Source organism: Streptomyces sp. NBC_00647 (genome assembly GCF_045207245.1).
GTDB lineage: Bacteria > Actinomycetota > Actinomycetes > Streptomycetales > Streptomycetaceae > Streptomyces.
The window spans coordinates 6,830,634-6,856,637 of sequence record NZ_CP109040.1; the positions used below are offsets into that span (position 1 = coordinate 6,830,634).

Here is a 26,004-nt window from a genome sequence, read left to right on the forward strand (position 1 = left end):
TTGTGGTCTCGTCTGAACATCCGTGAACGGTGGTGAATGAGACGGAAACTGAGACGGTGGCGATTGGCCGGTCGCGTGCTCCTGCCCAGGTGAGCGCTCAGAGATGGCTCGCCAACGCGGTCTCGGCTTCGGCGCGGGTTGGGGGCGAGGCGTGCCGCCGAAGGTGCGTCTGGGTTGTCCTGCGCCACTGGATCTTGACCGTTTGCCATCGGACTTTGACGGACGCGAGTTTGTGTCATCGGAGTTTGATCACCGCAGGTCAGCGACTCAGCGCACCGAAGGTGCATTGAGTCGCTGACCTGCACTTATGTGCAGTTCCTCGTAAACATGTAGGTCAGAGCCTTGCGATCGTCATGCAGGCTGCTCGATTTGTGGGGACGGGGGGTCAGGAAGGCTTGACCGCCGAGACCGGGGTGACGGTCACCTTGTTGTCGCACTCGGCCCACCACCCGTCGTTCAGGGCGACCTGGTGCTTCCCGGAGTGCGGCAGCCCGATGACCATCGTCGGATACGCCGCCGGGGTCTTGCCCGACACGCAGTAGCCGTCGCCCTCCCCCTGGACCTGGACGAAGGTCAGCTTCACCCACGCCTTGCCGTGCGGCCGGACCGTCACGGTGGCCGCCCTGCCGGTGGGGGTGACCTTGAGCGGGGTGTTGTGGGCGGGGGAGCCGTTGCCGGCGCCCGCGACCGTCGGATGGCCCTTCAGGAGGCACGTCTTCCGGGAGACGTTGGTGAACTGCACGACCGCCGCCCCGGTCCCGGTCCCGACGGGCGGGTGGGCGGCCTGCCAGGCGCTGACCTGGAGGGCGGAGGCCGGGCAGGCGGGCGGCGGGGTAGAGGTAGTGGTGGTGCTCGCCGCCATGGCGGTGCCGGGCAGGATGCCGGTCACCGCCGCCGCGACGGCCGTGACCGCCGTCGTCGCCAGAGCCGCCCTGCGAATGCCGTTGCTGTGACGCATGTTGTCGTCCCCCTGAGTCGTCTCGTCCGCGGGTTTCGGTCGTCGGTTGTTGCCCCGCGGTACGCGTGGTCGTGGTGCGTGAGTGCAGATAGGGCGGGAGAGCGGCAGGGTTCCGTGCGGCGACTACTTGTGACGGAACGGTGACGACGGGCTGCACCTGTGCAGATGGCCGTTGCTGACACACCGAAGGCAACACGCCTTGGAAACAGGGGCGATGCGGCCACTCGATGTGCACCCGTCACGCTCTCAGCTTGGGAAGCTGAGGTGATTTAGGGCCTTCTGAGGGGCTGACCTGGGGTGGAAGGACGTCGACGCCTGATGGCGGGTTCCTCGATTCCCCGGTGTTCCCCGCGGCTCCCCGTACGATCTGGCACGCGGATGGCACGACCTCTTCGTCCCGAACTCTCGGCTGGGAGGTCGTTGAGGTCTGGTGGGCTGGTCAGTCAGCCATCGACGGTTGTCGGCGGTCGGCTGAGGTCACGGCGGTTGCTGTACTTCGCTGCTGTACCGCAACGGCCGGTGCGGGAGGATGGTGTGGTGGTCGTCGAAGCCCACTGGGACCTCGCCAGCGGATGACAGGCTAGAACCACGTGCCAAATATAGAGCCTTGGGTCACACTGTTGCCTGTTATACGTTCATACAGGTTAATCGCCTGATCCTCTGTGAGTGCGCAAACGAAGTCGCACACTGATCTTGCACGCCGATTTTCGTCACTTCGAGAAAATCCGCTGATCTGTTCGTGCTTCACCATGCGGTCATAGATATCATCTAGGAGTGCAGGGACCGGATGATTTGGCTCCACTCTTCCGTTTCGGTGACTCGAAAACATCTCCATCAAATCGTCGAATAGACACGCGATGATCTTTTTTTGGCCATGCTGCACCATAGCCAACCCAGGACGCATGATGACGTAGAAGAAGGTCAACTCCTTGATGACCTCGACCTGATATTCGGCCACGTCATCGATATTCAGCTCCCAGTTGCCGTCCACCTCAACCGGGGTGATCGCGAAACGGAACAGGTTAAGTAGATCATGCTGGAATCGATCTAGTATCTTTCGATCGTCCCGTGTATCTCTCCATTTACGGTCCGGCATGATTCGCTTAAGCTCCGTATATTGTTGACTGAAGGCGTCCTCGTCAAACCGGTCGTACCCATCCTTCCCTCTGCGCGATCGAGCGAAGTCCATGAATTCGCTTGAACACTCGTTGTGCAGTAGATGCAGGGGCATGAGGCCGCCCCGGAAGTAGTCATAAAGGTCATGTGCTACATAGGAAATATCGTCCGCCCAATCCATCAGGACTGCGGCGAGGCTGCGCCTTCCCGCTACCTCTTCTCCTTCGCGGGCGAAGTCAAAGTCGTGCTGCTCGCTCTCATAGACCCCCCATTTACTTCCCTTTTGCCGGTAAGGCCATTGCAGATCTGCAGAATCAGACTTCTCTTCTCCTTTGTATCTCGGGTACTTCAGCACACCGTTAAGGGATGCCCTAGTGAGATTCAATCCGTGGTCTACGTGCGCATGAACTGCGAGTTTGGTGATAGCTCGAAACGTCTGCGCGTTTCCCTCAAACCCACCATACTTAGACATCTTGGTTTGGAGTACTGCCTCAGCTGTATGCCCAAATGGAGGATGACCGATGTCGTGGGCCAGACCGGCAGACTCAACAATGTCAGGGAATCCTATAGGACCTCCCGGAACATTTTCAGCAAAGTCACTGTGCTTCATGCATAGATACTGGGCTATGCGTCGCCCAACCTGGGCAACCTTCAGGCTGTGCGTCAGCCTATTGTGCAATAGGTGGAGTTCCCTGACTGCGGCTACCTGCGTCACTCCGGCCAAGCGCCGAAACGCAGAGGAGTACAATATTCGATCACGATCGCGCTCGAATGGTGTGCGTGGATCGTGATCCAAGGGCATGCCATACCTTCGCTCTTCGTGAAACTTGGCACTTCTGTTAACGGGCATGGCTACCTCCATCAGTTCATTCAAGTCTCGCGCTCTCGTCGAAATGACGCCACAGGTAAACCAGCTTCATTACTCCGATCGGGTGAAGAGGGCTCTGTGACAGTCTCCTGGGGTGCGTTATCGGTGCCGAAGCGGGATAATGCCATGATTCATGGAAAAGATCACAGGTCAGGGTTATGAAGCGGAACCGATCGTGATCCATTCGGGGGGCTCTGACCAGCCTTGCATCGGGTGGCTTGTGATACTTCGACGCCGTACCCGGCCGCGGCGAGTTGATCGTCATCAAGCAAGCCGAATTGACCTCGGCCGAGCAACTCCATCGGTACAGCTGGGAAGACCTGGAAGACGAGCTGGGCTTCTTGACAGACCAAGCGATATCTGAAGAGGACCCGCTGGAGACCATCTCGGCCGAAGAGTTCCAGCGGGTGTGGACTTACAACGGCTAACACAATGAGGTGGATCAGTCCTGATGGCCGTGTCCGGGGCCGCTACGACGTCACTCAGCTGATCCCTCTGCTCGATGCGATCCCGTGCTGCTAGGGAACCCGGAACCTCGCGCACGCTGGCCCGCGCTGTGTGAGCGAGCCACACTCGTCCTGGATTCCGTCGCCCGCATTGAGGGCCATGATGCTGATGCCTGCGGCCTGTGGTGGAAGGGACATCGGCATACTGACCTGCTGCTCGACCACGCCCTTGTCGTTGGGTCTGAGCTCACTTGAGTAGGCATCGACCGACTCACCAACAGGCTCGGACAAGTCGGCCCTGACAGCGTTTACAAACACGTCAATGCTGGCCCCCGTCTCGACGCCGTCAGCATGAACATCGAAACTTAATTTTAGATTGGACCGAGGGCCGTCGACTTTGATGTTGGTGATGGTCGGCCGCCCGTTTCCCCCAGCAGCCTTGGCCGCGCCGATAACCGCCACGCTCAGTGCCACCATATAGAGAATCACCCCGAGAATGAGTACAACGGTCTCCCACAGGTTGCCCCGCCGTGTGGGGTGGACGAGCAGAGCCACAATGCTGCAGACGATCGCGAGGATGGCGCAGAGCGAGGCCACATAGATGGGCCACGAGTCGTTGTTGAGGGCAACGAACACGACGTCGCTGCTGAGGCCAAGCAGGGTCATGACGCCGGCAACGGCGACGAGGGCGCCAGCCAGGATCTTGGCAACATCGTCCAGGCGCTTCCCGATCCTGGCCTGGATCTCTTCGTGCGTCGGGCCAGGTTCTTCTTCGCTGCCCCTTGGTACCCGGCTCATTGCGCTCCTCCTGACCGCAGGCTCTGGGCGGTGAGCCGGGGTCGTCCGGCTGGCGTCCGGCCCTAGTGGAGACGCTAGGTTCGCGCGAGAACCTCAGCGACCCGGGGTTGGGCCGAACAGAGGAACGATTAGTACAACGGCTAACACAATGAGCTGAGTTGTCGCTGGGTGATCAGGCAGCAGGCGAGTTTGAGGAACGCCTCGTGGATGTCGGCCCTGCGTTCCCATCGGATGCGCAGGCGTCGGAAGCCGTGCAGCCAGGCGAAGGTGCGCTCGACCACCCACCGGTAGGTACCCAGCCCGGTGCCGTGCCGGGTGCCGCGGCGGGCGATGGCCGGGACGATGCCGCGATCGCGGACCTGGTCGCGGTAGATGTCGTGGTCGTAGCCGCGGTCGGCGAACAGCGAGTCGGGCTTGCGGCGCGGACGACCCACCCGGCCGCGGACGGTCGGGATCGCATCGAGTAGCGGGATCAGTTGGGTGACGTCGTTGCGGTTGCCGCCGGTCAGCAGGACCGCGAGCGGGGTGCCGTGCCCGTCGGTGATCAAGTGGTGCTTCGAGCCGGCCCGGCCCCGGTCGACCGGCGACGGGCCCGTGTGCTGCCCCCTTTTAGCGCCCGGACGTGGGAGGAGTCGACCACACAGCGAGACCAGTCCAGCCGTAAGGCCGCGTTCAGCTCAGCAAGCAGGACCTCGTGCAGCCGCTGCCAGACACTGGCCTCGTTCCAGTCCCGCAGCCTGCGCCAGCACGTCATGCCCGAGCCGAAGCCCAGCTCCTTGGGCAGGTACTCCCACTGGATCCCCGTGTGCAACACGTACAGGATCCCGCACAGCACCTCCCGGTCCGGCAACGGCTTGCGGCCCGGATACCGAAAGCGTCGCTCGCGCTGCGGAAGCAGCGGCTCCAAGCGGTCCCACAGTTCATCCGACACGATCCACGGTGACGTACCCACACCGGAACGAACGCTCAACTCCCGCCCCGGACACGGTCACCAGGACTGATCCACCTCATTGTGTTAGCCGTTGTTAGTGAGCGGACGACAACCACTCTAGGAGAGAGGCTGGGGAGTGGGGTCGCTGACCTGGAGCTTCGACGCCTGGTTGGGTTGGCGAGAACTCAACCGCGAGACACCCCTGTTGACCGTGGCTGACCACTGCATCTGGCACGGCAGTGGCAGAACCTCAGCCGACGACAGTCAGCCACGATGGCGGTGCGCCGACCGAGCACGCACGCGTGTGCCTGCCTGAACCCCTACCGGCCTCAGCCACGGGGGCTTCGTCCCGTCGGGCTTGGCTGCTTTCACCGTGATTCCCGTTGTTCCCCGCCCGATCTGGTGCGCTTGTGGTGCGCGCATCCGTCATCCCCGCTTCGGCCGTACCTACCGCTTCTGCGCCCTGTAGCGCTTCATCTGCGCAGTGATCCGTGCAGGATCCGCCTGACCGTTCAGCTCGGCCACGAGATCGTCAGGACACAACTCATAGAGATCCCCCCACCATCGACGTCCTCGGTTGTCCCAGATCCGTATCCGCCTGGCACACCCCGGGCTACGTAGCGTCTCCTACTCACAGTTCCCCCGTTCCCGCTGTGCTTCCGTATGTGCCCGCTGGCACGATGACCTCGTGACTGACCTCGGGCGCATAGCGACAGAGATCATGGCGTACTACCGAGCACTCGATGAGGGGGCCACCCTGCGGCACCACTTCCGCCACGCCGACGAGGAGGGCGGCTTGTGGTACTTCGAGGCCGCACCCGACCGCGGCGAGTTGGTCACCATCAGGCAAGCCGAGTTGACTCCGGCCGGCCGACTCCACCGGTACAGCTGGGAGCACTTGGAGGACGAGCACGGCTTCCTGACGGACCAAACGATCGACCTGGAAGAGGAGCCGCTGGAAGCCGTCCCGGCCGAAGTGTTCCAGCGGGTGTGGGCTCAGTGACAGGGGCGGACAACCACTTTAGGAGAGAGGCTGGGGATCTCGCGCCTGAGCTGCGACTTCGATGGCTGAGGTAGCGGGCGGGTACTCGACCGCGGAGCACCGGTGTTGACCGTGACTGACCCCTGCATCTGGCACGGTAGTGGCACGAACCCCAGCCGACGAAAGTCAGCCACGACGGCGGGCGCGCCAACCGACCAGGCGCGGGTGTGTCTCGCTGCACCCCCGCCGGCCTCAGCCACGCTATTGGCTTGTGTCGTCGACCAGAGACAGACGTGACGGCCGCCCGTGACGAGATCCACCAGGCACGTTGTACGTCTAGATGTCAGGCCGGAAGCCTTGCTGTTCTAGATGGGTTGTTGTTTGACCTGTGGCGGAGTGAAGTTCGCTAGTGGTCGATCGCTGGCGCGGTCCCCTGGTGTTCTCCCGAAATTATGGTTTTGCCCCGATCGCAAGCCGGAAACCGATACTCGCCTTGGCGTCGCCAACTACCGTCGCCGTTTTGGAACAGTGGAAATCTTCTGGCTCTCGATCAAGGAAACCTCCACCACACACAACAATGTACTCGCTGCGGGCATATACTCTGATATCCGAAACCCATTCGCGTGCATTTCCACTCATGTCGGAAACCCCGTAAGGGCTGTCTCCGGCAGGCGAGAATCGGGTTACGGGGGCTGTACTTCGTGACTTGTGGTGACAGCGCTTCGGATCCCATTCATTTCCCCAAGGGAAGATCCTGTGATCCTCTCCCTGCGCGGCCTTCTTCCACTCTGCTGCCGCGGGTAGACGATAAGGAACACCAAGCTCCGAACTGAGCCATGTGCAGTACCCCCTTGCTGCCGCCCAGGTTACCCAGACGACAGGATGGTCTGCGATCTTTTCGGATGGATGGTCCCCGCCCCAGTGCTTCGGAGGGCGGCGTCCTGAAGCTACTACGTAATAGTAAAAGTCTTGATTGGTTACGGGATATCGGCTGATCTCAAAGTCAGGGAAGTCCCTCCCTGGGATTTTGATCAGCTGCGGGCCTTTAATGTGTCGCTCAATTATTTTTGGAGAAAAGTCCAGAGGGTGTCCATTGGAATCGGATGATGCAGATGGCGAAGCCGTCTGAGCAGACAGTTCATATGTGCCTTCCAGGAGCGAAAGGGCGGCTCCGGAGACTCGCTTGCTGTCGTCATCCGCACATGCCTTGAGGGCGTTACGCGCTGCTTCAGTGATGTCAAGATGCTCACTGTTCAGTAGCGAGCCGAGTTCTTCTACAGCGCCAAAACGGATGCCAACAAAGGGACTTTCTAGAGCCACTTGCAACTCCACTGGAAGAGATGGTGGAGCGATAGAGTACCGGGCTACAATGACTTTTCCTTTGACATCCAAGGCCCATTTCTGCGGTTGCTGGGATCGATTCTCTGACACTACGTGATCGTAGATATAACTATAGAGCTCGTCGATATCTACCTCTCCATCTTGGTTTATATCCGCGTCACCAGTTTTAAGCCCCTGCACCAACACTCTGGTGAAAACAGAACCAACGCCTTGCCCGGTTAGATCGTCACCCTCAAATGCGTACTGCATTGCGTCCGAGGCGGTGAGTACTACTCGACCCTGCCCTCCCAACCGCTCTGCCGTGTGCATGGCGGAATCGGCCTTTGCCGCCATGCCTCGGGTAAATGCGCCACTATGGCAGCAGTCAAGTAGTACTACCTGGGTGCGCGTGACGCACTCGTTCATCATTTCGCCGATGAACTGCGCGGACACTGCTGTCGATTGAAGAAACCTGCGTTCGGTATCTGGCATGGCAAAGTACAGTTGCCCGCGAAAATCCTTCAGCCCGTGTCCTGAGAAATAGAAAAGCAGCAGATCGTCCCGACGTCGTGCCGAATAGAATTCCTCCACAGCTCGCCGCACTTTGTGGGAGGGCTCGTTAACGATGGTCCGCACCTCAAAGCCGCCAACCTCTGGCGAGCTCAACACTTCCGCCAAAGCCTGGACGTCGGCCTGCGGGCCCCGCAACTGCCTCAGCCCTGGGTCTTTGAAATTGTCCGCTGCAATGACTAGCGCAAATCTACCGCCAGTATTTTTTTCAGCCATGGCGCTTGATGAATGCTTCTACCAGTTGCTGGCGTTCCGCCTCGGTTGCTCCCGGCAAGGTGATCGAATCGCCGTCGATTTCTAGTACAACTGCCGTTTCCTCGCGCTGTCGTGCCAGCCAACTACTCACCGATGTGATCAGCGTGGTAAGCACGCCACCTGAGGCAGCCAAAGTGATAACCAACGTCTCCCAGAGTTGTAGGTCTCCGGGCTTCGTCCCGTCTGGCGCTCGTCGAGTGTTCGGCTGCACGTCATCTGCCGCTCCCTCGAGAATCTCCTCTCTCAACCTGAGAGCCGTCTCCTCGATCTCCCTGTCATCCGCCGTCGCGCCGAGGCAGAGCCGAGCGATCACTTCAACACTCACGCCTACTCCTCTCCTGATTCTGTTTTCACGATACCTTTTGAGTCTGCGATGACGTCGATTTTGGCACGTGATACCCCGTAAGCACTGCAGAGAGTTTGGTAAACGAGTTCAGCTACAACGGTGTACCTATTTTGCTACGCTATGCGCGAGGATCAATTGTCATGCAGTCGGATGTGCCACACAGGGTAATCGGTCACTTGGTGTTGTGGGGATCGTTTGGCGTGATTCCGCGAGGTCCGTGGAGCTGACCGCCCAACCGCGACGTAGCTCTATTCCAGTATCAGGTGCCTGGTTGCTGTGCGCGCGGCTCGGGCGCCGGCCGGGCTGGAGCGGGACGGAGGCAGGAGCGCAGGCCCGGCCGGGGGCCGGGTCGCGCGCGGGGAGCGGAGCGAGCCGCCTTGAACCAGTAGAGAAAGTCTGAGCCAACTGGGCGTCTGCTACAGCCTGAAGGAGAGCTCCAAGTCGTCGCCTGGGAGGTGGAACTCCTCCAGTGCGAGCGGCTTCTCTGCCGCGGTGAGTGTTACGCGGATGATGTGGAGCAGCGGGACGCCTTCAGGGAGGCGGAGGGCCTGGGCCTGGTCCGGGAGGGGCATGCGGGTGCGGATGTACTCCGTGAAGTGGAGTTCATGGCCCAGGTCGGCGAGCGCTGCGTAGAGCTCCGGGGCCGGCGGGGGCGCTTCCTCTTCGTACTTCGTGTCGATCAGCACGGAGAACGGCACGTACGTGCGGTGGAGTTGGCGGAGGCGGCCGTTGTCGGCGCTCTGCAGCGCGTCGTACGTGAACATCGGCTCGCCCGGCGGGATGCGCAACAGGTCGGCGAGTGCGAGCGGGGCATCCGTGCGGGTGGCCACCGGGGGTTCCGCATTGGCCCAACGGATGCCGTCGGCCTCGACGTAGCCTCCGTCTGGCGTGCGGCGGATGCCGCGCGGGCGCGTGTGGCTGGGGCGGGTCTGGGGTGAGCGGGCGAAGGTGCCCCGTCCCATGATGACCTCGACGAGACCGGATGCCCGCAGCTCGGTCAGACCCTGACGGACCGTAGGGCGCGTCACGCCGAACTGCTTGGCCAGTGTTTCCTCGGAGGGGAGCGGCTGGCCGGCGGGGTACGTGCCGTTCAGGATGCCTTCGCGCAGGTACTCGGCGATCTGCCGGTACTTCGGCTGCGTGTTCTGTGGCGGCATGCAGGCCCTCCGTGGCCGTGATTCCCGATCAGCTGTGCGCCGTCGTGGACGGCTTGTGCGTTGCGGTGAACAGCGTCCCTCATCCCAAGACGGTTGACAACCCGTACTACGGGTGGTCACTCTGGATTCCGAACCCGTAGTACGGGTTGTAAAGCAACCCGAAGGATCGGCCTTCGGGTGCGATGGATGAGGAGTCCAAACAAGTGGCAAGCCTTCCGATCGACACCGCGAAGTTCACGGGGATCATCTGTGCCGTTCCCCCCGCTCCGCGGATCGCGAACCGTGAGACCGGTCAGCTCCGCGTTGACCGTGACACGGGCAAGACCGTGTACCAGGTCGGCCTGTGCCTGATGTCGGGCGCGTCCGCCGACGTCGTCACTGTGAACGTCCCCGGTGAGCCCAGCGGCGTGCAGCTCGGCATGCCCGTGGCTGTACGGGACTTGGTGGCCACGCCGTGGGAGAACGACGGCCGGCACGGCGTCGCCTTCCGCGCGGCGGAGATCCGGCCCCTGAACGCTCCGGCTCCGTCCGGGAAGGGGGCCGCGCAGTGATGATCCTGGCCTCCACCGCTTCGGCCGGGACGACCTGGCCGAGCTCGTTCCTGGTGGTGGCCGCAGTGCTGGTGTCGGGCCTGCTTCTCGCAGGCCCGGCCCTGCACCGCCGCTACCCCGTTGCCTGGTGGCTCTTAGTCGGGCTCCCGGTCGCATGCTGTCGCGTCATCCGTACGTGGCGGCCGTTGATGGCCGGGTGCGGTCTGGCTGTGAGTCGCCGTCCTGCTCTGACCGTCGTGTCCGGGCTCGTCGGCAAGGGGGCGCCACCCCCTCAGCCGTTGGTGCCCCGGTTCGGGTTCATACGGCCGACGGCCGGCGGCTTCTGGCTACTAGCGCGTCTTCTTCCGGGCCAAGTGCCCAACGACTTCGTCAAAGCGGCGCCCGCCATGGCTGAAGCCTGGGGGATGCACGCCGTCCGGGTCGCTCCCCAGAAGCCGGGAACGGTCCGCATCACGGCCTCCGTCACTGACCCGCTGGCGTACCCGCGCATACCGAAACAGCGTGAGCCCGTGCACCTTCTCCGCGTTGCGGTCGGGGCACTGGAGACCGGCGCCGCCTGGGTGATCGACCTGCGTCGCATACCGCACTGGCTGATCGTCGGCGCCACCCGCTCTGGGAAGTCCACGCTGATCAACGCGCTCGTGGCGGGCCTGGCTCCGCAACCCGTCGCCCTGGTCGGCGTCGACTGCAAGGGCGGCATGGAACTGTCGCTGTACGAACCGCGGTTATCGGCGCTCGCGACCAACCGTGAGCAAGCCGTCAGGCTCCTGGCCGCGCTGGTCGATCTCACCCTCGACCGCATGACCGCCTGCCGTGCGGCTCGCGTTCGGAACATCTGGGGCCTCCCGGAACAGGAGCGGCCGGTCCCGGTGGTCGTCATCGTCGACGAGATCGCGGAACTGTTCCTCATCGCGAGCAGGAACGAGAAAGACGAAGCGCACGCGGCCGGTACGGCGCTGATCCGGCTCGCCCAACTCGGCGCGGCACTCGGCGTCTTCCTCGTCGTCGCTGGCCAACGCGTCGGATCCGACCTGGGGCCCGGAGTCACAGCCCTACGCGCCCAGCTCGGCGGGCGAGTCTGCCACCGCGTCGCCGACCCCGGCACAGCGGAGATGGCCCTCGGTGACCTCAATCCGGACGCGCACAAAGCAGCGCAGGCGATCACGCCGGAACAAGCCGGTACCGCGGTGCTGGCCTCCGGCGACGGCTGGGAACGCGCCCGCTCCCACCTGATCACCGAAGCGGACGCGGAAGCCATCGCAGCCGAGTACGCGCACCTCACCCCGCACCTTCCCGAACTGCTGGACGCGAAGTGAAGGGGGTCCACCGTGCTCGTGTCTGTCTCGGCGGTGCTGCTGCTCGGACTGCTCATCTGGTTCCTGCTGCGCATCCGCTACCTGCGCTGGGCCGACCTGCTGCTCTGCTCGGCCTTCGGTTTCCTGCTCGCCCGGACGATGGCCGCGCCCCTCGTGGCCACGGTTCTCGCCGGCCTGGGCGCCTTCCTCGGAGGGCTCCGCTTCTGACCCATCCCGCACGGCCTCAGCTGAACAACACCCGCACAACGGGCTCCCGACGGGGCGCGAAGTCGCCAAACCCGACCCCGTCAGGAACCCACTCCATCCGCCACGTGAGCAGTGAAAGGAGCACCCTCACTTTGTCCACCGCGCATCGTCCGCGCAAATCCCCTCCGCTCGAATGCGAGCTGCGGGACAGAGAACAGCCGACCTGCGTCGGACGGGAACAGGTCGTTCTCGTCGGACTCGACGGCTTCGAACGCTGGCTCTGCCCGGCGCACGCTGCCGCCCTCTGGCTCACCGATCCGACACTTCGCTTCAGCGCAAAGACTCGACCTCAAGGGATCTCTGCCGTCATGTGGCAGGCGTTCGGCGGCGGTGGCCGTCAATGACCAAGCCTTCCCCGACTGTCCCGAAGGACGTCTCCGCGCTGATCGACAGGGCCGGAGAGCCGGGCTTCGCGGCCTGGCGACGCCAGATCATCCGTCTCGGCGGCTGCACCAACCCGATTCACCTCGTCGGCACCGCCACGGTCGTGGACTCATCGACCGGCGAGGCCCTGCTCTCGTACGACTCGAACGTCTACGGCGGCCGACTGCTCACCCAATGCGGCAACCGCCGGGCGACGGTCTGCCCGACCTGCGCCCGCATCTACCAGGCGGACACGTACCAACTGATCCGTGCCGGACTGGTCGGCGGCAAGAACGTGGGGGAGGAAGTCGGTGGCCACCCTCGGGTGTTCGCGACGCTCACCGCTCCTGGCTTCGGCCCGGTCCACACTCGTCGGGAGCGCGACGGCCGCGTACGGGCCTGCCGACCCCGCAAGTCTGGGGCGCTCTGTCCGCACGGATCGCCGGCCGGGTGCCACGCACGGCACGCGGACGACGACCCGCAGCTCGGGGAGCCTCTCTGCCCGCGCTGCTACGACTACGCCGGAGCTGTGCTCTGGCAGGCACAATCAGGTGGGCTCTGGCACCGCTTCGTCCTGGAGCTGCGCCGCAAGATCTCCCGGACGGCTGGGCTCTCCCGCGGGGAGTTCAGCGAGAGCGCCCGGCTGTCGTACGCCAAGGTCGCCGAGTACCAACGGCGCGGACTGGTCCACTTCCATGCCGTCATCCGCCTCGACGGCCGGGAGGGGGCCAACTCGACTCCGCCGGGCTGGGCCACGACTGCCCTGCTTTCGGAGGCTGTCCGCGGTGCTGCCGAGAGGGTGCGGCTCCTGGCTCCCGGACCGGACATCGTCGGCCCGCGTTTGCTGCGGTTCGGGCAGCAGATCGACGTACGTCCTATCTTCGCCTTCGGAGCGGGGGAGCGGCTGACCTCGTCGGCCGTGGCCGGTTACATCGCCAAGTACGCGACGAAGGGGGCCGAGACAGCAGGCGCGGTGGATGGCCGTATCCATGGGCCTCGGGATTTTGTCCTGTTGCCCGTACGCGCCCACGTGCTCCGCATGATCGGTACGTGCTGGTGGCTCGGTGGTCTGCCCGACTTCGAGCCGCTCGGCTTACGGCGCTGGGCGCACATGCTCGGATACGGCGGCCACTTCTCCAGCAAGTCGCGCCGCTACTCCACCACCCTGACCGCACTCCGGCAGGCCCGCGCAGAACATCGCGCGGAGGAGCAGCGAACCGCCCTCGGCATCGACTTGAGGTCAACCGTCACGGTTGGTCAGTGGCGCTATGCCGGGCGCGGCTACTCGCCGGAGGCGGCGCTCCTTGCTGCCTCTGTCCGGGAGGGCGGTGCTTCCCATGGTGCGTGACAACCGTGCGAAGCCGGCCGAACTGCTCACCGTGAGGCAGGTCCTCGACGAGCTGGGCGGCATCTCCCGGCGAACCTTCTATCGCTGGCGGGAGCTCCGCATCGCCCCGGCCTGCATACGGCTGCCGAACGGCGAGTTGCGGGTCCGGCGAGACGTGCTCAGCAGCTGGTTGGAAGAGCGGGCGGAGGGGGTGGCGTCGTGAAGTCCTACAAGGCTTCCGTCTGGAAGCTGTCGGTCAACAAGACCACCAAGAAGCCGACTTACCTCGTGCGTTGGGTGGTCGACAGTCAGCCGTTCAGTGAGTCGCACAAGACCAAGGCGCTGGCCGATCGCTTCCGGGCCAAGCTGGTGCGGGCATTGGACAAGGGCGAGCCGTTCGACACGGTGACGGGTCTGCCCGACTCCCTGCGCGGTGGGAAGGCGGCTCTGTCCTTCCTCGACTTGGCGATCAAGTACGTCGATGCCCGGTGGTCGGAGGCATCTGCCAAGCATCGGGACAGCATGACCGATGCCTTGGCGACGGTCGTTCCCGTCCTCGTCAAGCCGGGACGGGGGCGGCCGGCCCCGGAGGCGTTGCGTCGCGCTCTCCGTTCGTACGTCCTGCCTCTGCCCCGCAGGGACCGGGAGCGGCCGGAGGAGATCGCCTCGGCTGTCCGCTGGATCGAGAAAGCGTCGCTTCCGGTCGGAGAGTTGCAAGAGATCGCCCGTGTCCATGAGCTGATCGACGGACTGGGGCGGAGGCTGGATGGCAAACCTGCGGCGACGCAGACGTATCGGCGTAGACGGGCTGTGGTCTTCAACGCGCTCGAATACGCGGTGGAGCTGGAGCACCTCACGTCCAACCCGCTGAGTCGGGTCCGGCGCAAGCGTGGCAAGCGCGCGGTACAGGAAGTCGACCGGCGCGTGGTGGTCAATCCGCGGCAGGCTCGGGAGTTGCTGACCGCGCTCACTTATGTGGGCGGCTTCGAGCGGGCAAGTGGCCGGAGGCTACGGGCGTTCTTTGGATGCCTGTACTACGCGGCCATGCGGCCGGGCGAGGCACTCGGGCTCCGGCGATCCGACTGCACGCTTCCGGCGTCGGGCTGGGGACGTATCGAGCTGGCGGAGACGCGTCCCTCGGCGGGGAAGGCGTGGACCGACTCCGGCGAGGCGCATGACCGGCGGGGGCTGAAGCAGCGGGCCCAGGGCGAGGTGCGCATCGTGCCGATTCCACCTCCGCTGGTGCGACTACTGCGCGAGCACCTGAAGGAGTTCGGCACGGCGAAGGAGGGCCGGCTCTTCTCCAGTGAGCGGGGCAACGTGATCGCAGCCTCCTCGTACTCGCGTGCGTGGAAGCAGGCGCGGGAACTCGCCCTCGTCCCCGATCAAGTGGCCTCGGTCCTCGCCTTCCGGCCGTACGACCTGCGTCACGCGGGCGTCTCCCAGTGGCTCAACTCCGGTGTCCCGGCCCCGGAGGTCGCCGCACGCGCGGGCCACTCGGTGGACGTCCTTCTGAAGATCTATGCCAAGTGCATCGACGGCCAGGAGCAGGAGATGAACGACCGGATCATGCAGGGATTGGGGGAGGAGGACGACACCACAGACTGATCAACCGCACGCCTGGCGAATGCGAGCCCCGGACTGGGAACGGTCCGGGGCTCGCGCCCGTCCACGTATGGTCCACAGAGCTTCGTTCGGAGGTGGGGCGCAGGCCCTCTGACCTGCCGCGAAGCCCTTCAAGATCAACACGTCATTACAACGTGATCACTGGCAAACGGCTGCTTTCGGCGGCGTCCGCCTGCGCATGACTGTAGATACGCGAAGACCCCGGCCTCAGCGTTTCCGCTGGTGACGGGGTCTTTAGGCACCTCATAAGGGGTGCCCCCGGCAGGATTCGAACCTGCGCACACGGCTCCGGAGGCCGTTGCTCTATCCCCTGAGCTACGGGGGCGTGTCGGGCGCTTTGTGTGCGGCGACGGGTAGAACCCTACCAGCTCTTTCCGGGGTGATCGCCACGTGTTTTGGTCGCGGCGGGTGGCGTTGTGGGGAGTGGGGGAGCGCTCGCGGGAGTGGGGCTGTGGCTGCCGTGGGTGACGGGGTCCGCACGGGGTGGAAGTGGGGAAAACCCGGACGCGGCGGTGGGCGCGCACCTACTCTCGAGTTGTGCCAGGCGCGTCCGGCCGAGTGCTTGTTGTGGACGACAACAAGGTCATCCGGCAGCTGATCAGGGTCAATCTCGAGCTGGAGGGTCTCGAGGTCGTGACCGCGGCTGACGGTGCCGAGTGTCTGGACGTCGTCCACCAGGTTCGGCCCGATGTCGTCACACTCGATGTCGTGATGCCTCGGCTCGACGGACTGCGAACCGCCGCTCGGCTGCGTGCTGATCCCCGGACGCGGAGTCTTCCCATCGCCATCGTCAGCGCCTGCACTCAGTACGAGGTAGAGAGCGGGCTCGACGTCGGTGTCGACGCCTTTCTCGCCAAACCCTTCGAGCCCTCCGAACTCGTGCGGCTCGTGCGGCAGTTGATGGAGCGGCGTGAGGTGGGCGGTGGTGTCGTGGGCGGCGCCGTCGAGGAGACCGAGGGTGCGGGACGCACCGGTCATTGAGTCCGACCCTGGGGGTTGGTCGTCTTGGCGCCCCGATCAGATGGTCAGGCCGGCCCGACTCGCGTGGAGCAACCCGGTCGCTGGGCTGTGCTTGACCCGCAAATCGATGAGGCTCGTCCCCTTCCTCTGGCGCCCCTCCGTCGCCGAGGGTGTAATGCCGGGCCTGGAGGGCGTTTACGGTGAGCGCCTGGCCTCGGAGCACGGCGCCCCACCTGCCGAGTTGTGCCGGACCGGCTGATTGCTGAGATGTGCCCGCTCGCTCTGGCACCGAGGGGCGAGCGGCGGGCGGGGGCGGCGTTCCGATCAGTCCCCGTCTCGGCATCCAACCTCCCGGGATCCGACCTCCCCCGATCCGGCCTCCCGGAACCCGACCTCCCGGTGTCCGGCCGGCCTGGGTGTCCAGCGCCCGTTCCCTTCGTCCTGTATCCCGCTTCCCCTTCACCCTGTATCCCGCTCCGCGCAGTCAGCCGTTGAGCTCAGCGCACGCTCCCCTCGGCCTACGGCCCATGCCGGACCCGCCGATCACTGAGATGCGCCTGTAGTCCACCCCGAAAGGCCCCCTGACACCCGCCCCGCCCACTCCCCTCCCGTCCACATCCCGGACCATCGCCCAAACTGGCTCGCTTACCCACCCCCCTCCTCCCCTAGGCTTGTCCCGTGACTCCCGTCGAGCTCTCCCGTACCGTGCTGCGCGCGGTGCGTCGTGCTGTCGACGTGGGGGAACTGTCCGTCTCCGTTCCCGCGAGCGCTGCGGTCACCCCGCCCGGGCCGGGCGGATGTGGGGACTACGCGACGAACATCGCGCTGCGGCTGGCCGGTCCGGCCAAGCTGCCGGCCCGGGAGGTCGCCGGCGTTCTTCGGCCGCACATCGCGGATGCCCCCGGTGTCGCCGACGTGGTCGTCACCGGACCGGGTTTCCTCAACATCACCCTCGGGGGTGGAGCGTCCGCCGCCCTGGTGGAAGAGATCCTGGAGCAGGGGACCCGGTACGGGCACGGTGACACCCTCACCGGGCAGGTCGTCGAGCTGCGCGTGCCCTACGACACCCGGGCCGAGGTCGTCGCCGACACCCTCGTACGGATCGTCGCCACCCAGGGCGGGCGCGCCGAGGTCCGCCACGCCGAGCCCGTGAACCTGCGGCCCGTGCCCGCGCCGGAGAACCCCGCCCCGCTCGGCCTCGACGCCGCCCGCTGGGCGCTGCTTCACCCGGCGCCCCACGATCGGCCCCGGATCAGCGCCGACCACCTTCTCCAGCGCGAGAGCAACCCTCTCTTCCGCGTCCGCTACGCCCACGCCCGCACCCGGGCCCTCCGCCGTAACGCCGCCACCCTCGGTTTCACGCGTGCCCCGGCCCCGCTGGGGGCGCACCCTGCGGACCGCCCCACGGACGGTCCCGTCGTCCACACCGGCGCCCTCACCGACGCTCGCCGCCCACACGCTTCCACCAGGACCTCCGCCCCCGCGACCCCCGCCCCTGGGACCTCCGCCCCCGCGACCCCCGCCCCCGGCACCCCCACCCCCGGCACCCTCGTCCTCCCCACCCCTCCCCACGAAGCCGAGCTCCTCGTCGCTCTCGCCGAGTATCCGCATGTCCTGCGGGTCGCCGCGCGGGATCGGGCGCCTGATCGGGTGGCGCGGCATCTTGTCGTCACCGCGGACGCTCTTCTCGGTTTCCAGCATGTCGTGCTGCCGTTCGGCGACGAGAAACCCTCGGCCGCCCACCGTGCCCGGCTCGCGCTCGCCGAAGCCGCCGGGACGGTGCTGGCCGGTGGCCTGTCCCTGCTCGGCATCAGCGCACCCGAACATCTCTGATCACCAGATGACACAGATGACACAGCAGAAAGCTCTACAGACATGAGTCGTTCCGCACACCCCGCCGGGCCCCGTCACGCCGATGTCCTCACCGAGGGCCACTACAGCGCGCCGCCCGCCGACCTCAACGCCCTCGACCCGAAGGTGTGGTCGCACACCGTCAGCCGTACGGGCGACGGTGTCGTGAGCGTCGGAGGGCTCGAAGTCACCGCGCTCGCCGAGGAGTTCGGCACGCCGGCGTACTTCGTCGACGAGACGGACTTCCGGGAGCGGGCGCGGGCCTGGCGCACCGCGTTCGGGCACGACGCCGACGTCTTCTACGCGGGCAAGGCCTTCCTGTCGCGCGCCGTCGTGCGGTGGCTGCACGAGGAGGGGCTCAACCTGGACGTGTGCTCCGGGGGTGAGCTGGCGACCGCGCTCTCCGCCGGGATGCCCGCCGACCGCATCGCCTTCCACGGCAACAACAAGTCCGAGGACGAGATCCGTACGGCCATCGAGACCGGCGTCGGGCGGATCGTGCTCGACTCCTTCCAGGAGATCGTGCGGGTGGCCCACATCGCGCAGTCCCTCGGCAAGCGGCAGCGGGTGCAGATCCGGGTGACGGTGGGCGTGGAGGCGCACACCCACGAGTTCATCGCGACGGCGCACGAGGACCAGAAGTTCGGGATCGCGCTCGCCGACGGTCAGGCCGCCGAGGCCGTACGGCGGGCGCTCGCGCTCGACGCGCTCGATCTGGTGGGGATCCACTCGCACATCGGGTCGCAGATCTTCGACATGGCCGGGTTCGAGGTCGCCGCCCGACGGGTCGTCGCGCTGCTGGCCGCGGTGCGCGACGAGCACGGCGTCGAGCTGCCCGAGATCGACCTCGGCGGTGGCCTCGGTATCGCGTACACCAGCGACGACGACCCCCGCGAGCCGCACGAGATCGCGAAGGCGCTGAGCGAGATCGTGACGCGCGAGTGCGAGGCCGCGAAGCTGCGTACGCCGCGGATCTCCGTGGAGCCGGGGCGCGCCATCGTCGGCCCGACCGCGTTCACGCTGTACGAGGTCGGCACCATCAAGCCGCTCGACGGTCTGCGGACGTACGTCTCGGTGGACGGGGGCATGTCCGACAACATCCGGACCGCGCTGTACGACGCCGAGTACAGCGTCGCCCTCGTCTCGCGCACCTCGGACGCCGAGCCGATGCTGGTGCGCGTCGTCGGCAAGCACTGCGAGAGCGGTGACATCGTCGTGAAGGACGCCTTCCTGCCCGCCGACCTGGCCCCGGGCGACCTCATCGCCGTCCCGGCGACGGGCGCGTACTGCCGGTCCATGGCGAGCAACTACAACCACGCGCTGCGCCCGCCGGTCGTCGCGGTGAAGGACGGCGCGGCGCGGGTGATCGTCCGCCGCGAGACGGAGGAGGACCTCCTGCGTCTCGACGTGGGGTGAGGGAGTGAGGGGTGAGGCGCCAGAGGCACGGGCGTGACGCCAGATGCTCCAGTTGCACGGGCGTGACGCCAGATGCTGGGGTGTGGCGCCGGATGCCTCGGGTGTGATGTCGGTTGCCCGTTTGTGACGGCGGGTGCCTGGTGGTGACGGCGGGCGATCGGAGGTACCCGCGTTTAACGGGCGGAAGATCTCCTGTCGTCACCTAGCAGAAAAATGAAATAGACGTCTCACGATCCGGACGAAGGGTAGAAACTCCCGTCCGGTGAGTGAGACTGGTCCAACCGAAGACGGTATGAGGAAACGAGGTCGGATGATGCGTACGCGTCCGCTGAAGGTGGCGCTGCTGGGCTGCGGGGTTGTCGGCTCAGAGGTGGCGCGCATCATGACGACGCACGCCGACGACCTCGCGGCCAGGATCGGAGCCCCCGTCGAGCTGGCGGGCGTGGCCGTCCGCCGGCCCTCCCGGGTGCGCGAGGGCATCGACCCCGATCTCGTCACCACCGACGCCACCGCCCTCGTCAAGCGCGGGGACATCGACGTCGTCGTCGAGGTCATCGGCGGCATCGAGCCCGCCCGTACGCTGATCACCACCGCGTTCGAGCACGGCGCCTCCGTCGTCTCCGCGAACAAGGCCCTGCTCGCCCAGGACGGTGCCGCCCTGCACGCGGCGGCGCAGCAGCACGGCAGGGACCTCTATTACGAGGCCGCCGTGGCCGGTGCCATCCCGCTGATCCGGCCGCTGCGCGAGTCCCTCGCCGGCGACAAGATCAACCGGGTGATGGGCATCGTCAACGGCACCACCAACTTCATCCTCGACAAGATGGACTCCACGGGGGCCGGTTACCAGGAGGCCCTCGACGAGGCCACCGCGCTCGGGTACGCCGAGGCCGACCCGACCGCCGACGTCGAGGGCTTCGACGCCGCCGCCAAGGCCGCCATCCTCGCCGGGATCGCCTTCCACACGCGGGTGCGCCTCGACGACGTCTACCGCGAGGGCATGACCGAGGTCACCGCCGCCGACTTCGCCTCGGCGAAGGAGATGGGCTGCACCATCAAGCTGCTCGCCCTGTGCGAGCGGGCCGCCGACGGGGGATCGGTGACCGCGCGCGTGCATCCCGCGATGATCCCGCTGACCCACCCGCTGGCCTCCGTGCGCGGCGCGTACAACGCCGTGTTCGTCGAGTCGGACGCCGCCGGTCAGCTGATGTTCTACGGTCCGGGCGCGGGCGGCGCCCCGACCGCCTCCGCCGTCCTCGGCGACCTGGTGGCCGTCTGCCGCAACAGGCTCGGCGGTGCCACCGGGCCCGGCGACTCCGCGTACACCCAGCTGCCCGTCTCGCCCATGGGCGAGGTCGTCACGCGCTACCACATCAGCCTCGACGTGGCCGACAAACCTGGCGTTCTCGCTCAGGTCGCCACCGTCTTCGCCGAGCACGGGGTGTCCATCGATACCGTGCGTCAGTCGGGCAAGGACGGCGAGGCCTCCCTCGTCGTCGTCACTCATCGTGCGTCCGACGCGTCCCTGAACGGGACCGTCGAGGCGCTGCGCAGCCTCGACACCGTGCGGGGTGTCGCCAGCATCATGCGGGTTGAAGGAGAGTAACCAGCAATGACCCACCAGTGGCGCGGAATCATCGAGGAGTACCGGGACCGGCTTCCGGTGTCCGACAGCACGCAGGTCGTGTCGCTCCGTGAGGGCGGCACGCCGCTCGTGCCCGCGCAGGTGCTCTCCGAGCGCACGGGCTGCGAGGTCCACCTCAAGGTGGAGGGTGCCAACCCGACCGGGTCCTTCAAGGACCGCGGTATGACCATGGCCATCACCCGGGCGAAGGAGGAGGGCGCGAAGGCCGTCATCTGCGCCTCCACCGGCAACACCTCGGCGAGCGCGGCCGCTTACGCCGTGCGCGCCGGGATGGTCTGCGCCGTCCTCGTGCCGCAGGGCAAGATCGCGCTCGGCAAGATGGGCCAGGCCCTCATCCACGGCGCCAAGATCCTCCAGGTCGACGGCAACTTCGACGACTGTCTGACGCTGGCGCGCTCGCTGTCCGACAACTACCCGGTGGCGCTGGTCAATTCGGTCAACCCGGTGCGCATCGAGGGCCAGAAGACCGCCGCCTTCGAGATCGTGGACATGCTCGGCGACGCGCCCGACATCCATGTCCTTCCGGTGGGCAACGCGGGCAACATCACCGCGTACTGGAAGGGGTACACGGAGTACGCCGCCGACGGCATCGCCCGGCACACCCCGCGCATGTGGGGGTTCCAGGCGTCCGGTTCGGCGCCGATCGTGCGCGGCGAGGTCGTCAAGGACCCGTCGACGATCGCCACCGCGATCCGGATCGGCAACCCGGCCTCGTGGAAGTTCGCGCTGGCCGCGCGGGACGAGTCGGGCGGCTTCATCGACGAGGTGACGGACCGTGAGATCCTGCGCGCCTACCGGCTGTTGGCCGCTCAGGAGGGTGTCTTCGTCGAGCCCGCGTCCGCCGCGTCCGTCGCCGGTCTGCTGAAGGCCGCCGAGCAGGGCAAGGTCGACCCGGGGCAGCGCATCGTCTGCACCGTGACCGGAAACGGTCTCAAGGACCCCGACTGGGCCGTCGCGGGCGCCCCGCAGCCGGTCACGGTCCCGGTGGACGCGGCGACGGCGGCGGAGCGGCTCGGACTGGCGTAAAACCGCCAGGCGTGAACCCGCCAGGCGGGGCCGGCCGGCGCCGTCGGGCATGGCGGAACGCGCCGAACATGGCAGAACGCGCCGAAGGCGGGCGGAAAACCGTCGGAAAGCAGACGGAATCCGCCCGCCCTCCGGAGGGTTGCCCCACGGCGACCCGCCGGGGGGTGCACGGGGGGCTTACGACACGCATCGTGCGCCTCCTGTGCGCCCTATGTCGCCACAGAACCTTCCTTCGATAGGCTGTACCGAACCCGCCCGCCGCATATGCCGCGGTGCCGCGCCGTCCTTGCGGCCTCCGGGTCCTCGTGCCCGTCTGTCGCAGTCAGTTCATGTCGCAGTTCTTCGAAAATCTCGTACATCACGCAGCTCAAGGAGAGTCATCGAGCGATGGCCGGTCCAGCGTTCCGCGCCGCCGCCGTCCGGGTGCGCGTCCCCGCCACCAGCGCCAACCTCGGCCCGGGCTTCGACGCCTTCGGCCTGTCACTGGGGCTGTACGACGACGTGGTCGTCCGGGTGGCCGACTCCGGGCTGCACATCGACATCGCGGGTGAGGGCAGCGAGACGCTGCCGCGCGACGAGAACCATCTCCTCGTACGTTCCCTGCGCACCGCCTTCGATCTGCTGGGCGGACAGCCGCGCGGCCTCGAGATCGTCTGCGCCAACCGCATTCCGCACGGCCGGGGTCTCGGCTCCTCCTCCGCCGCCATCTGCGCCGGCATCGTCGCCGCCCGCGCGGTGACGATAGGCGGGGACAGCAGGCTCGACGACACCGCGCTCCTCGAGCTCGCGACCGAGATCGAGGGGCACCCCGACAACGTCGCGGCCTGTCTGCTCGGCGGTTTCACGCTCTCCTGGATGGAGTCCGGCGCCGCGCGGGCGATCAGGATGGAGCCCGCCGATTCCATCGTTCCGGTGGTCTTCGTGCCCGGGAAGCCCGTGCTCACCGAGACCGCGCGCGGCCTGCTGCCGCGCACTGTTCCGCACGTCGACGCCGCCGCCAACGCGGGGCGCGCCGCCCTGCTCGTCGAGGCCCTGACCCGGCGCCCCGAGCTGCTGCTGCCCGCGACCGAGGACCGGCTGCACCAGGAATACCGTGCTCCGGCGATGCCCGAGAGCGCGGCTCTCGTGGAGCGCCTGCGCGCCGACGGCATCCCGGCGGTGATCTCCGGCGCGGGACCCACGGTCCTCGCGCTGGCGGACCGGGCGTCGGCCGACAAGGTGGCCGATCTCGCAGGTCAGAGCTGGGCCGCCAACCGTCTGGACCTCGACGCCCAGGGGGCGTGCGTGTTGCCGCTCGCACCTGTCGGGGTCAATTGACGACGCACGGTTGCCGGATTTGGAGAGGGGGAATGTTTGTTGGATCCGGTAGTGTTAACCTCAAGTCTGCACCCGACCCCACCATGGCGAGGTGCTTCGCGTCCCCGTCCGGGACACCCATTCTTCCGGGAGCCTCCCAAACTGCTTTGTGCCTTGCATTGGGTGCTATGCGCTGAGCAGTGCTGAGCACGCTCCGGAACCGGCGTGACCGAGCCGATGACACCGAACCTCAGTGCCACGGCTCCGGAATCGTCATCACCAGATATGTCTTCCGCCGCTTTGGCGGACCACCGCCCCGGCACGGTCCACATAGCAAGGACCAAAGCCGGACAGCACAACCGGTCGCCGAGCCAGACAGGCCGACGTCCGCTCCAGGGAAGGACCCTTCGTGAGCGACACCACCGATCTGATGGGCGCACGTGTCGAGGAGACCGCTGCCGCGCCCGCCACGGACGCCTCCGCGCCTGCCACCGGTGCCGGCTCCAGGCGACGCCGCGGTACCGGCCTCGAAGGCATGGTGCTGGCCGAGCTGCAGCAGGTCGCATCCGGCCTCGGAATCAGGGGCACCGCGCGTATGCGCAAGAGCCAGCTGATCGAGGTCATCAAGGAGGCGCAGGCGGGAGGGGGTGCTCCGGCCAAGTCGGCATCCGACGACGCCGCCGAGACCAAGCCGAAGCGCCGGACCACCTCGAAGGCCCGCACGAGCGACGAGGCCGCCTCCCCGGCCGAGACGAAGGCCGAGAAGGTCGCCGCCGAGAAGGCCGTGGCCCAGCAGCAGATCGAGATCCCCGGCCAGCCGGCCGGCGGCCCCTCCCGCACGAGCGACGCCGAGCGCGGGGGAGACGACGCCCCCGCCGAGCGCCGCCGTCGCCGTGCCACCGCCGACGCGGGCAGCCCCGAGACGGTCACCGCCGAGGCGAAGAGCGAGCCGAAGGCCGAGGCGCAGCCGCAGGGCGACGCCGAGGGTGCCGACGGCCGCCGTGAGCGCCGTGAGCGCCGTGACCGCGACCGGGGCGGCCGTGACCGCGACCGCCGCGGCAACAAGGGCGACGAGCAGCAGGGCGGCCAGGGCGGCGGGCAGCAGCGCCCGGACCGTCAGGAGCGCCAGGACCGTCCGGACCGTCAGCAGCAGGGCGGCGGCCGTCAGGACCGCCAGCAGACGCGCGACAGCGGACCGCGTGACAACGGACCGCGCGACAACGGTCCGCAGGACGACGACGATTTCGAGGGCGGCCGCCGCGGCCGGCGCGGCCGTTACCGGGACCGCCGTGGGCGCCGTGGACGCGACGAGATCGCCGAGCCGCAGGTCGCCGACGACGACGTGCTGATCCCCGTCGCGGGCATCCTCGACATCCTCGACAACTACGCGTTCATCCGTACGTCGGGCTACCTGCCGGGTCCCAACGACGTCTACGTCTCTCTCGCCCAGGTCCGCAAGAACGGCCTGCGCAAGGGTGACCACGTCACCGGCGCGGTCCGTCAGCCCAAGGACGGCGAGCGCCGCGAGAAGTTCAACGCGCTCGTGCGCCTGGACTCGACCAACGGCATGGCCCCCGACTCCGGGCGCGGGCGACCGGAGTTCAACAAGCTGACGCCGCTGTACCCGCAGGACCGGCTCCGCCTGGAGACCGACCCGGGTGTGCTGACGACCCGGATCATCGACCTCGTCGCACCGATCGGCAAGGGCCAGCGCGGTCTGATCGTGGCCCCGCCGAAGACCGGCAAGACCATGATCATGCAGGCGATCGCCAACGCGATCACGCACAACAACCCCGAGTGCCACCTGATGGTCGTCCTGGTCGACGAGCGTCCGGAAGAGGTCACCGACATGCAGCGGTCGGTGAAGGGCGAGGTCATCTCCTCGACCTTCGACCGCCCGGCCGAGGACCACACCACGGTCGCCGAGCTCGCCATCGAGCGTGCCAAGCGTCTGGTGGAGCTGGGCCACGACGTCGTCGTGCTGCTCGACTCGATCACGCGTCTGGGCCGTGCGTACAACCTCGCCGCCCCGGCCTCCGGCCGCATCCTGTCCGGTGGTGTCGACTCGACCGCGCTGTACCCGCCGAAGCGCTTCTTCGGTGCCGCGCGCAACATCGAGGACGGCGGCTCGCTGACCATCCTGGCCACCGCGCTCGTCGACACCGGCTCGCGCATGGACGAGGTCATCTTCGAGGAGTTCAAGGGCACCGGCAACGCCGAGCTCAAGCTCGACCGGAAGCTCGCCGACAAGCGCGTGTTCCCGGCGGTGGACGTCGACGCGTCCGGTACCCGTAAGGAAGAGCTGCTGCTCGGCAGCGACGAGCTCGCCATCACCTGGAAGCTGCGCCGCGTGCTCCACGCGCTCGACCAGCAGCAGGCGATCGAGCTGCTGCTCGACAAGATGAAGCAGACGAAGTCGAACGCCGAGTTCCTGCTCCAGATCCAGAAGACGACGCCGTCGCCGGGCAACAGCAACGACTGAGTCCTCAGGGCAAGAACCACCAGGGACCGCCCCCGTCACGCACGTGACGGGGGCGGTCCTTTGTGCTGCCCGGGACACGTGTACGATCGCGCCCTTGAACTTCTGCTGAAGCAGATCTGAACTCTTGACTCTGAGGGGGGACTTGAGTGGATACG

At 66.6% G+C, this 26,004-nt stretch carries 21 protein-coding genes, 1 tRNA gene and 2 pseudogenes; 15 read left to right on the forward strand and 9 right to left on the reverse strand.

The genetic code is table 11. The features are described 5' to 3' along the window. Positions 1-385: 385 nt before the first annotated feature. The 5 genes and pseudogenes from OG788_RS30210 to OG788_RS30230 form a co-directional block, all read right to left on the reverse strand. Positions 386-958 (reverse strand): DUF4232 domain-containing protein, encoded by a 573-nt coding sequence (locus tag OG788_RS30210; protein ID WP_266760355.1) that lies wholly within the window; start codon positions 956-958, stop codon positions 386-388. Positions 959-1,538: 580 nt separating this feature from the next. Then, a complete protein-coding gene (locus OG788_RS30215; protein ID WP_406374500.1) occupies positions 1,539-2,936 on the reverse strand; it encodes a deoxyguanosinetriphosphate triphosphohydrolase family protein in 1,398 nt (465 codons plus the stop codon). A gap of 524 nt (positions 2,937-3,460) precedes the next feature. Next, complete coding sequence (locus tag OG788_RS30220; protein WP_406374501.1) at positions 3,461-4,186, reverse strand: hypothetical protein; 726 nt, start codon at positions 4,184-4,186, stop codon at positions 3,461-3,463. Positions 4,187-4,326: 140 nt separating this feature from the next. Further along, positions 4,327-5,138, reverse strand: a pseudogene (locus OG788_RS30225) (IS5 family transposase). A gap of 426 nt (positions 5,139-5,564) precedes the next feature. Continuing rightward, positions 5,565-5,752 (reverse strand): annotated as a pseudogene (locus OG788_RS30230) (hypothetical protein). A 53-nt stretch (positions 5,753-5,805) separates the two neighbouring features. Between OG788_RS30230 and OG788_RS30235 the strand changes: the two are divergent. After that, a complete protein-coding gene (locus OG788_RS30235; protein WP_406374502.1) occupies positions 5,806-6,120 on the forward strand; it encodes a hypothetical protein in 315 nt (104 codons plus the stop codon). Positions 6,121-6,549: 429 nt separating this feature from the next. Here OG788_RS30235 and OG788_RS30240 read toward each other — a convergent pair whose 3' ends face one another. The 3 genes from OG788_RS30240 to OG788_RS30250 form a co-directional block, all read right to left on the reverse strand. Next, positions 6,550-8,205, reverse strand: coding sequence for an SUMF1/EgtB/PvdO family nonheme iron enzyme (locus OG788_RS30240; protein ID WP_406374503.1), 1,656 nt, complete (start codon positions 8,203-8,205; stop codon positions 6,550-6,552). Then, positions 8,198-8,569, reverse strand: coding sequence for a hypothetical protein (locus OG788_RS30245; protein WP_406374504.1), 372 nt, complete (start codon positions 8,567-8,569; stop codon positions 8,198-8,200). The genes OG788_RS30240 and OG788_RS30245 overlap by 8 nt, the downstream gene beginning before the upstream one ends. A 437-nt stretch (positions 8,570-9,006) precedes the next feature. Continuing rightward, the gene (locus OG788_RS30250; RefSeq protein ID WP_406374505.1) at positions 9,007-9,747 is read right to left on the reverse strand and encodes a GntR family transcriptional regulator; all 741 of its coding nucleotides are present in this window, start codon (positions 9,745-9,747) and stop codon (positions 9,007-9,009) included. Between the two features lie 203 nt (positions 9,748-9,950). Here OG788_RS30250 and OG788_RS30255 point away from each other — a divergent pair, with 203 nt between their 5' ends. The 7 genes from OG788_RS30255 to OG788_RS30285 all read left to right on the forward strand — a co-directional run bounded on the left by OG788_RS30255 (position 9,951) and on the right by OG788_RS30285 (position 15,158). Next, positions 9,951-10,298, forward strand: coding sequence for a hypothetical protein (locus OG788_RS30255; protein WP_406374506.1), 348 nt, complete (start codon positions 9,951-9,953; stop codon positions 10,296-10,298). Next, the gene (locus tag OG788_RS30260) at positions 10,298-11,614 is read left to right on the forward strand and encodes an FtsK/SpoIIIE domain-containing protein (protein WP_406374507.1); all 1,317 of its coding nucleotides are present in this window, start codon (positions 10,298-10,300) and stop codon (positions 11,612-11,614) included. Before OG788_RS30255 ends, OG788_RS30260 begins: the two co-directional genes overlap by 1 nt. A gap of 12 nt (positions 11,615-11,626) precedes the next feature. Then, positions 11,627-11,821, forward strand: coding sequence for a hypothetical protein (locus tag OG788_RS30265; protein ID WP_150216197.1), 195 nt, complete (start codon positions 11,627-11,629; stop codon positions 11,819-11,821). 131 nt (positions 11,822-11,952) lie between these two features. After that, on the forward strand, positions 11,953-12,204 hold the full coding sequence (locus tag OG788_RS30270; RefSeq protein ID WP_369484117.1) for a hypothetical protein: 252 nt from the start codon (positions 11,953-11,955) through the stop codon (positions 12,202-12,204). Next, complete coding sequence (locus tag OG788_RS30275) at positions 12,201-13,571, forward strand: replication initiator (RefSeq protein WP_406374508.1); 1,371 nt, start codon at positions 12,201-12,203, stop codon at positions 13,569-13,571. The genes OG788_RS30270 and OG788_RS30275 overlap by 4 nt, the downstream gene beginning before the upstream one ends. After that, positions 13,561-13,773, forward strand: a complete 213-nt coding sequence (locus tag OG788_RS30280; RefSeq protein ID WP_406374509.1) for a helix-turn-helix transcriptional regulator — start codon at positions 13,561-13,563, stop codon at positions 13,771-13,773. Before OG788_RS30275 ends, OG788_RS30280 begins: the two co-directional genes overlap by 11 nt. Then, entirely contained in the window at positions 13,770-15,158 is a 1,389-nt protein-coding gene (locus OG788_RS30285) for a tyrosine-type recombinase/integrase (protein WP_406374510.1), read from the forward strand. Before OG788_RS30280 ends, OG788_RS30285 begins: the two co-directional genes overlap by 4 nt. A 271-nt stretch (positions 15,159-15,429) precedes the next feature. Here the strand turns inward: OG788_RS30285 and OG788_RS30290 are convergent. Continuing rightward, positions 15,430-15,501 (reverse strand) — tRNA-Arg (locus tag OG788_RS30290). A 158-nt stretch (positions 15,502-15,659) separates the two neighbouring features. On the opposite strand from OG788_RS30290, the gene OG788_RS30295 reads away from it, so the two are divergent. The 7 genes from OG788_RS30295 (at position 15,660) to rho (ending at position 25,849) form a co-directional block, all read left to right on the forward strand. After that, on the forward strand, positions 15,660-16,157 hold the full coding sequence (locus OG788_RS30295) for a response regulator (protein WP_351543424.1): 498 nt from the start codon (positions 15,660-15,662) through the stop codon (positions 16,155-16,157). Positions 16,158-16,814: 657 nt separating this feature from the next. Next, positions 16,815-17,969, forward strand: a complete 1,155-nt coding sequence (nrtL, locus tag OG788_RS30300; protein WP_406374511.1) for an ArgS-related anticodon-binding protein NrtL — start codon at positions 16,815-16,817, stop codon at positions 17,967-17,969. Between the two features lie 42 nt (positions 17,970-18,011). Further along, positions 18,012-19,403 carry a diaminopimelate decarboxylase gene (lysA, locus tag OG788_RS30305; protein ID WP_406374512.1) on the forward strand — a complete coding sequence of 464 codons (1,392 nt, stop codon included), beginning with the start codon at positions 18,012-18,014 and terminating at the stop codon, positions 19,401-19,403. A gap of 310 nt (positions 19,404-19,713) precedes the next feature. Beyond that, positions 19,714-21,006: a homoserine dehydrogenase gene (locus OG788_RS30310; protein WP_356751405.1), complete on the forward strand. Its 1,293-nt coding sequence runs from the start codon at positions 19,714-19,716 to the stop codon at positions 21,004-21,006. Between the two features lie 6 nt (positions 21,007-21,012). Continuing rightward, the gene (gene thrC / locus OG788_RS30315; protein ID WP_406374513.1) at positions 21,013-22,071 is read left to right on the forward strand and encodes a threonine synthase; all 1,059 of its coding nucleotides are present in this window, start codon (positions 21,013-21,015) and stop codon (positions 22,069-22,071) included. Between the two features lie 387 nt (positions 22,072-22,458). Continuing rightward, positions 22,459-23,388 (forward strand): homoserine kinase, encoded by a 930-nt coding sequence (gene thrB / locus OG788_RS30320; protein WP_351543444.1) that lies wholly within the window; start codon positions 22,459-22,461, stop codon positions 23,386-23,388. A 388-nt stretch (positions 23,389-23,776) separates the two neighbouring features. Further along, entirely contained in the window at positions 23,777-25,849 is a 2,073-nt protein-coding gene (gene rho / locus OG788_RS30325; RefSeq protein ID WP_406374514.1) for a transcription termination factor Rho, read from the forward strand. The last annotated feature ends 155 nt before the right edge of the window (positions 25,850-26,004 follow it).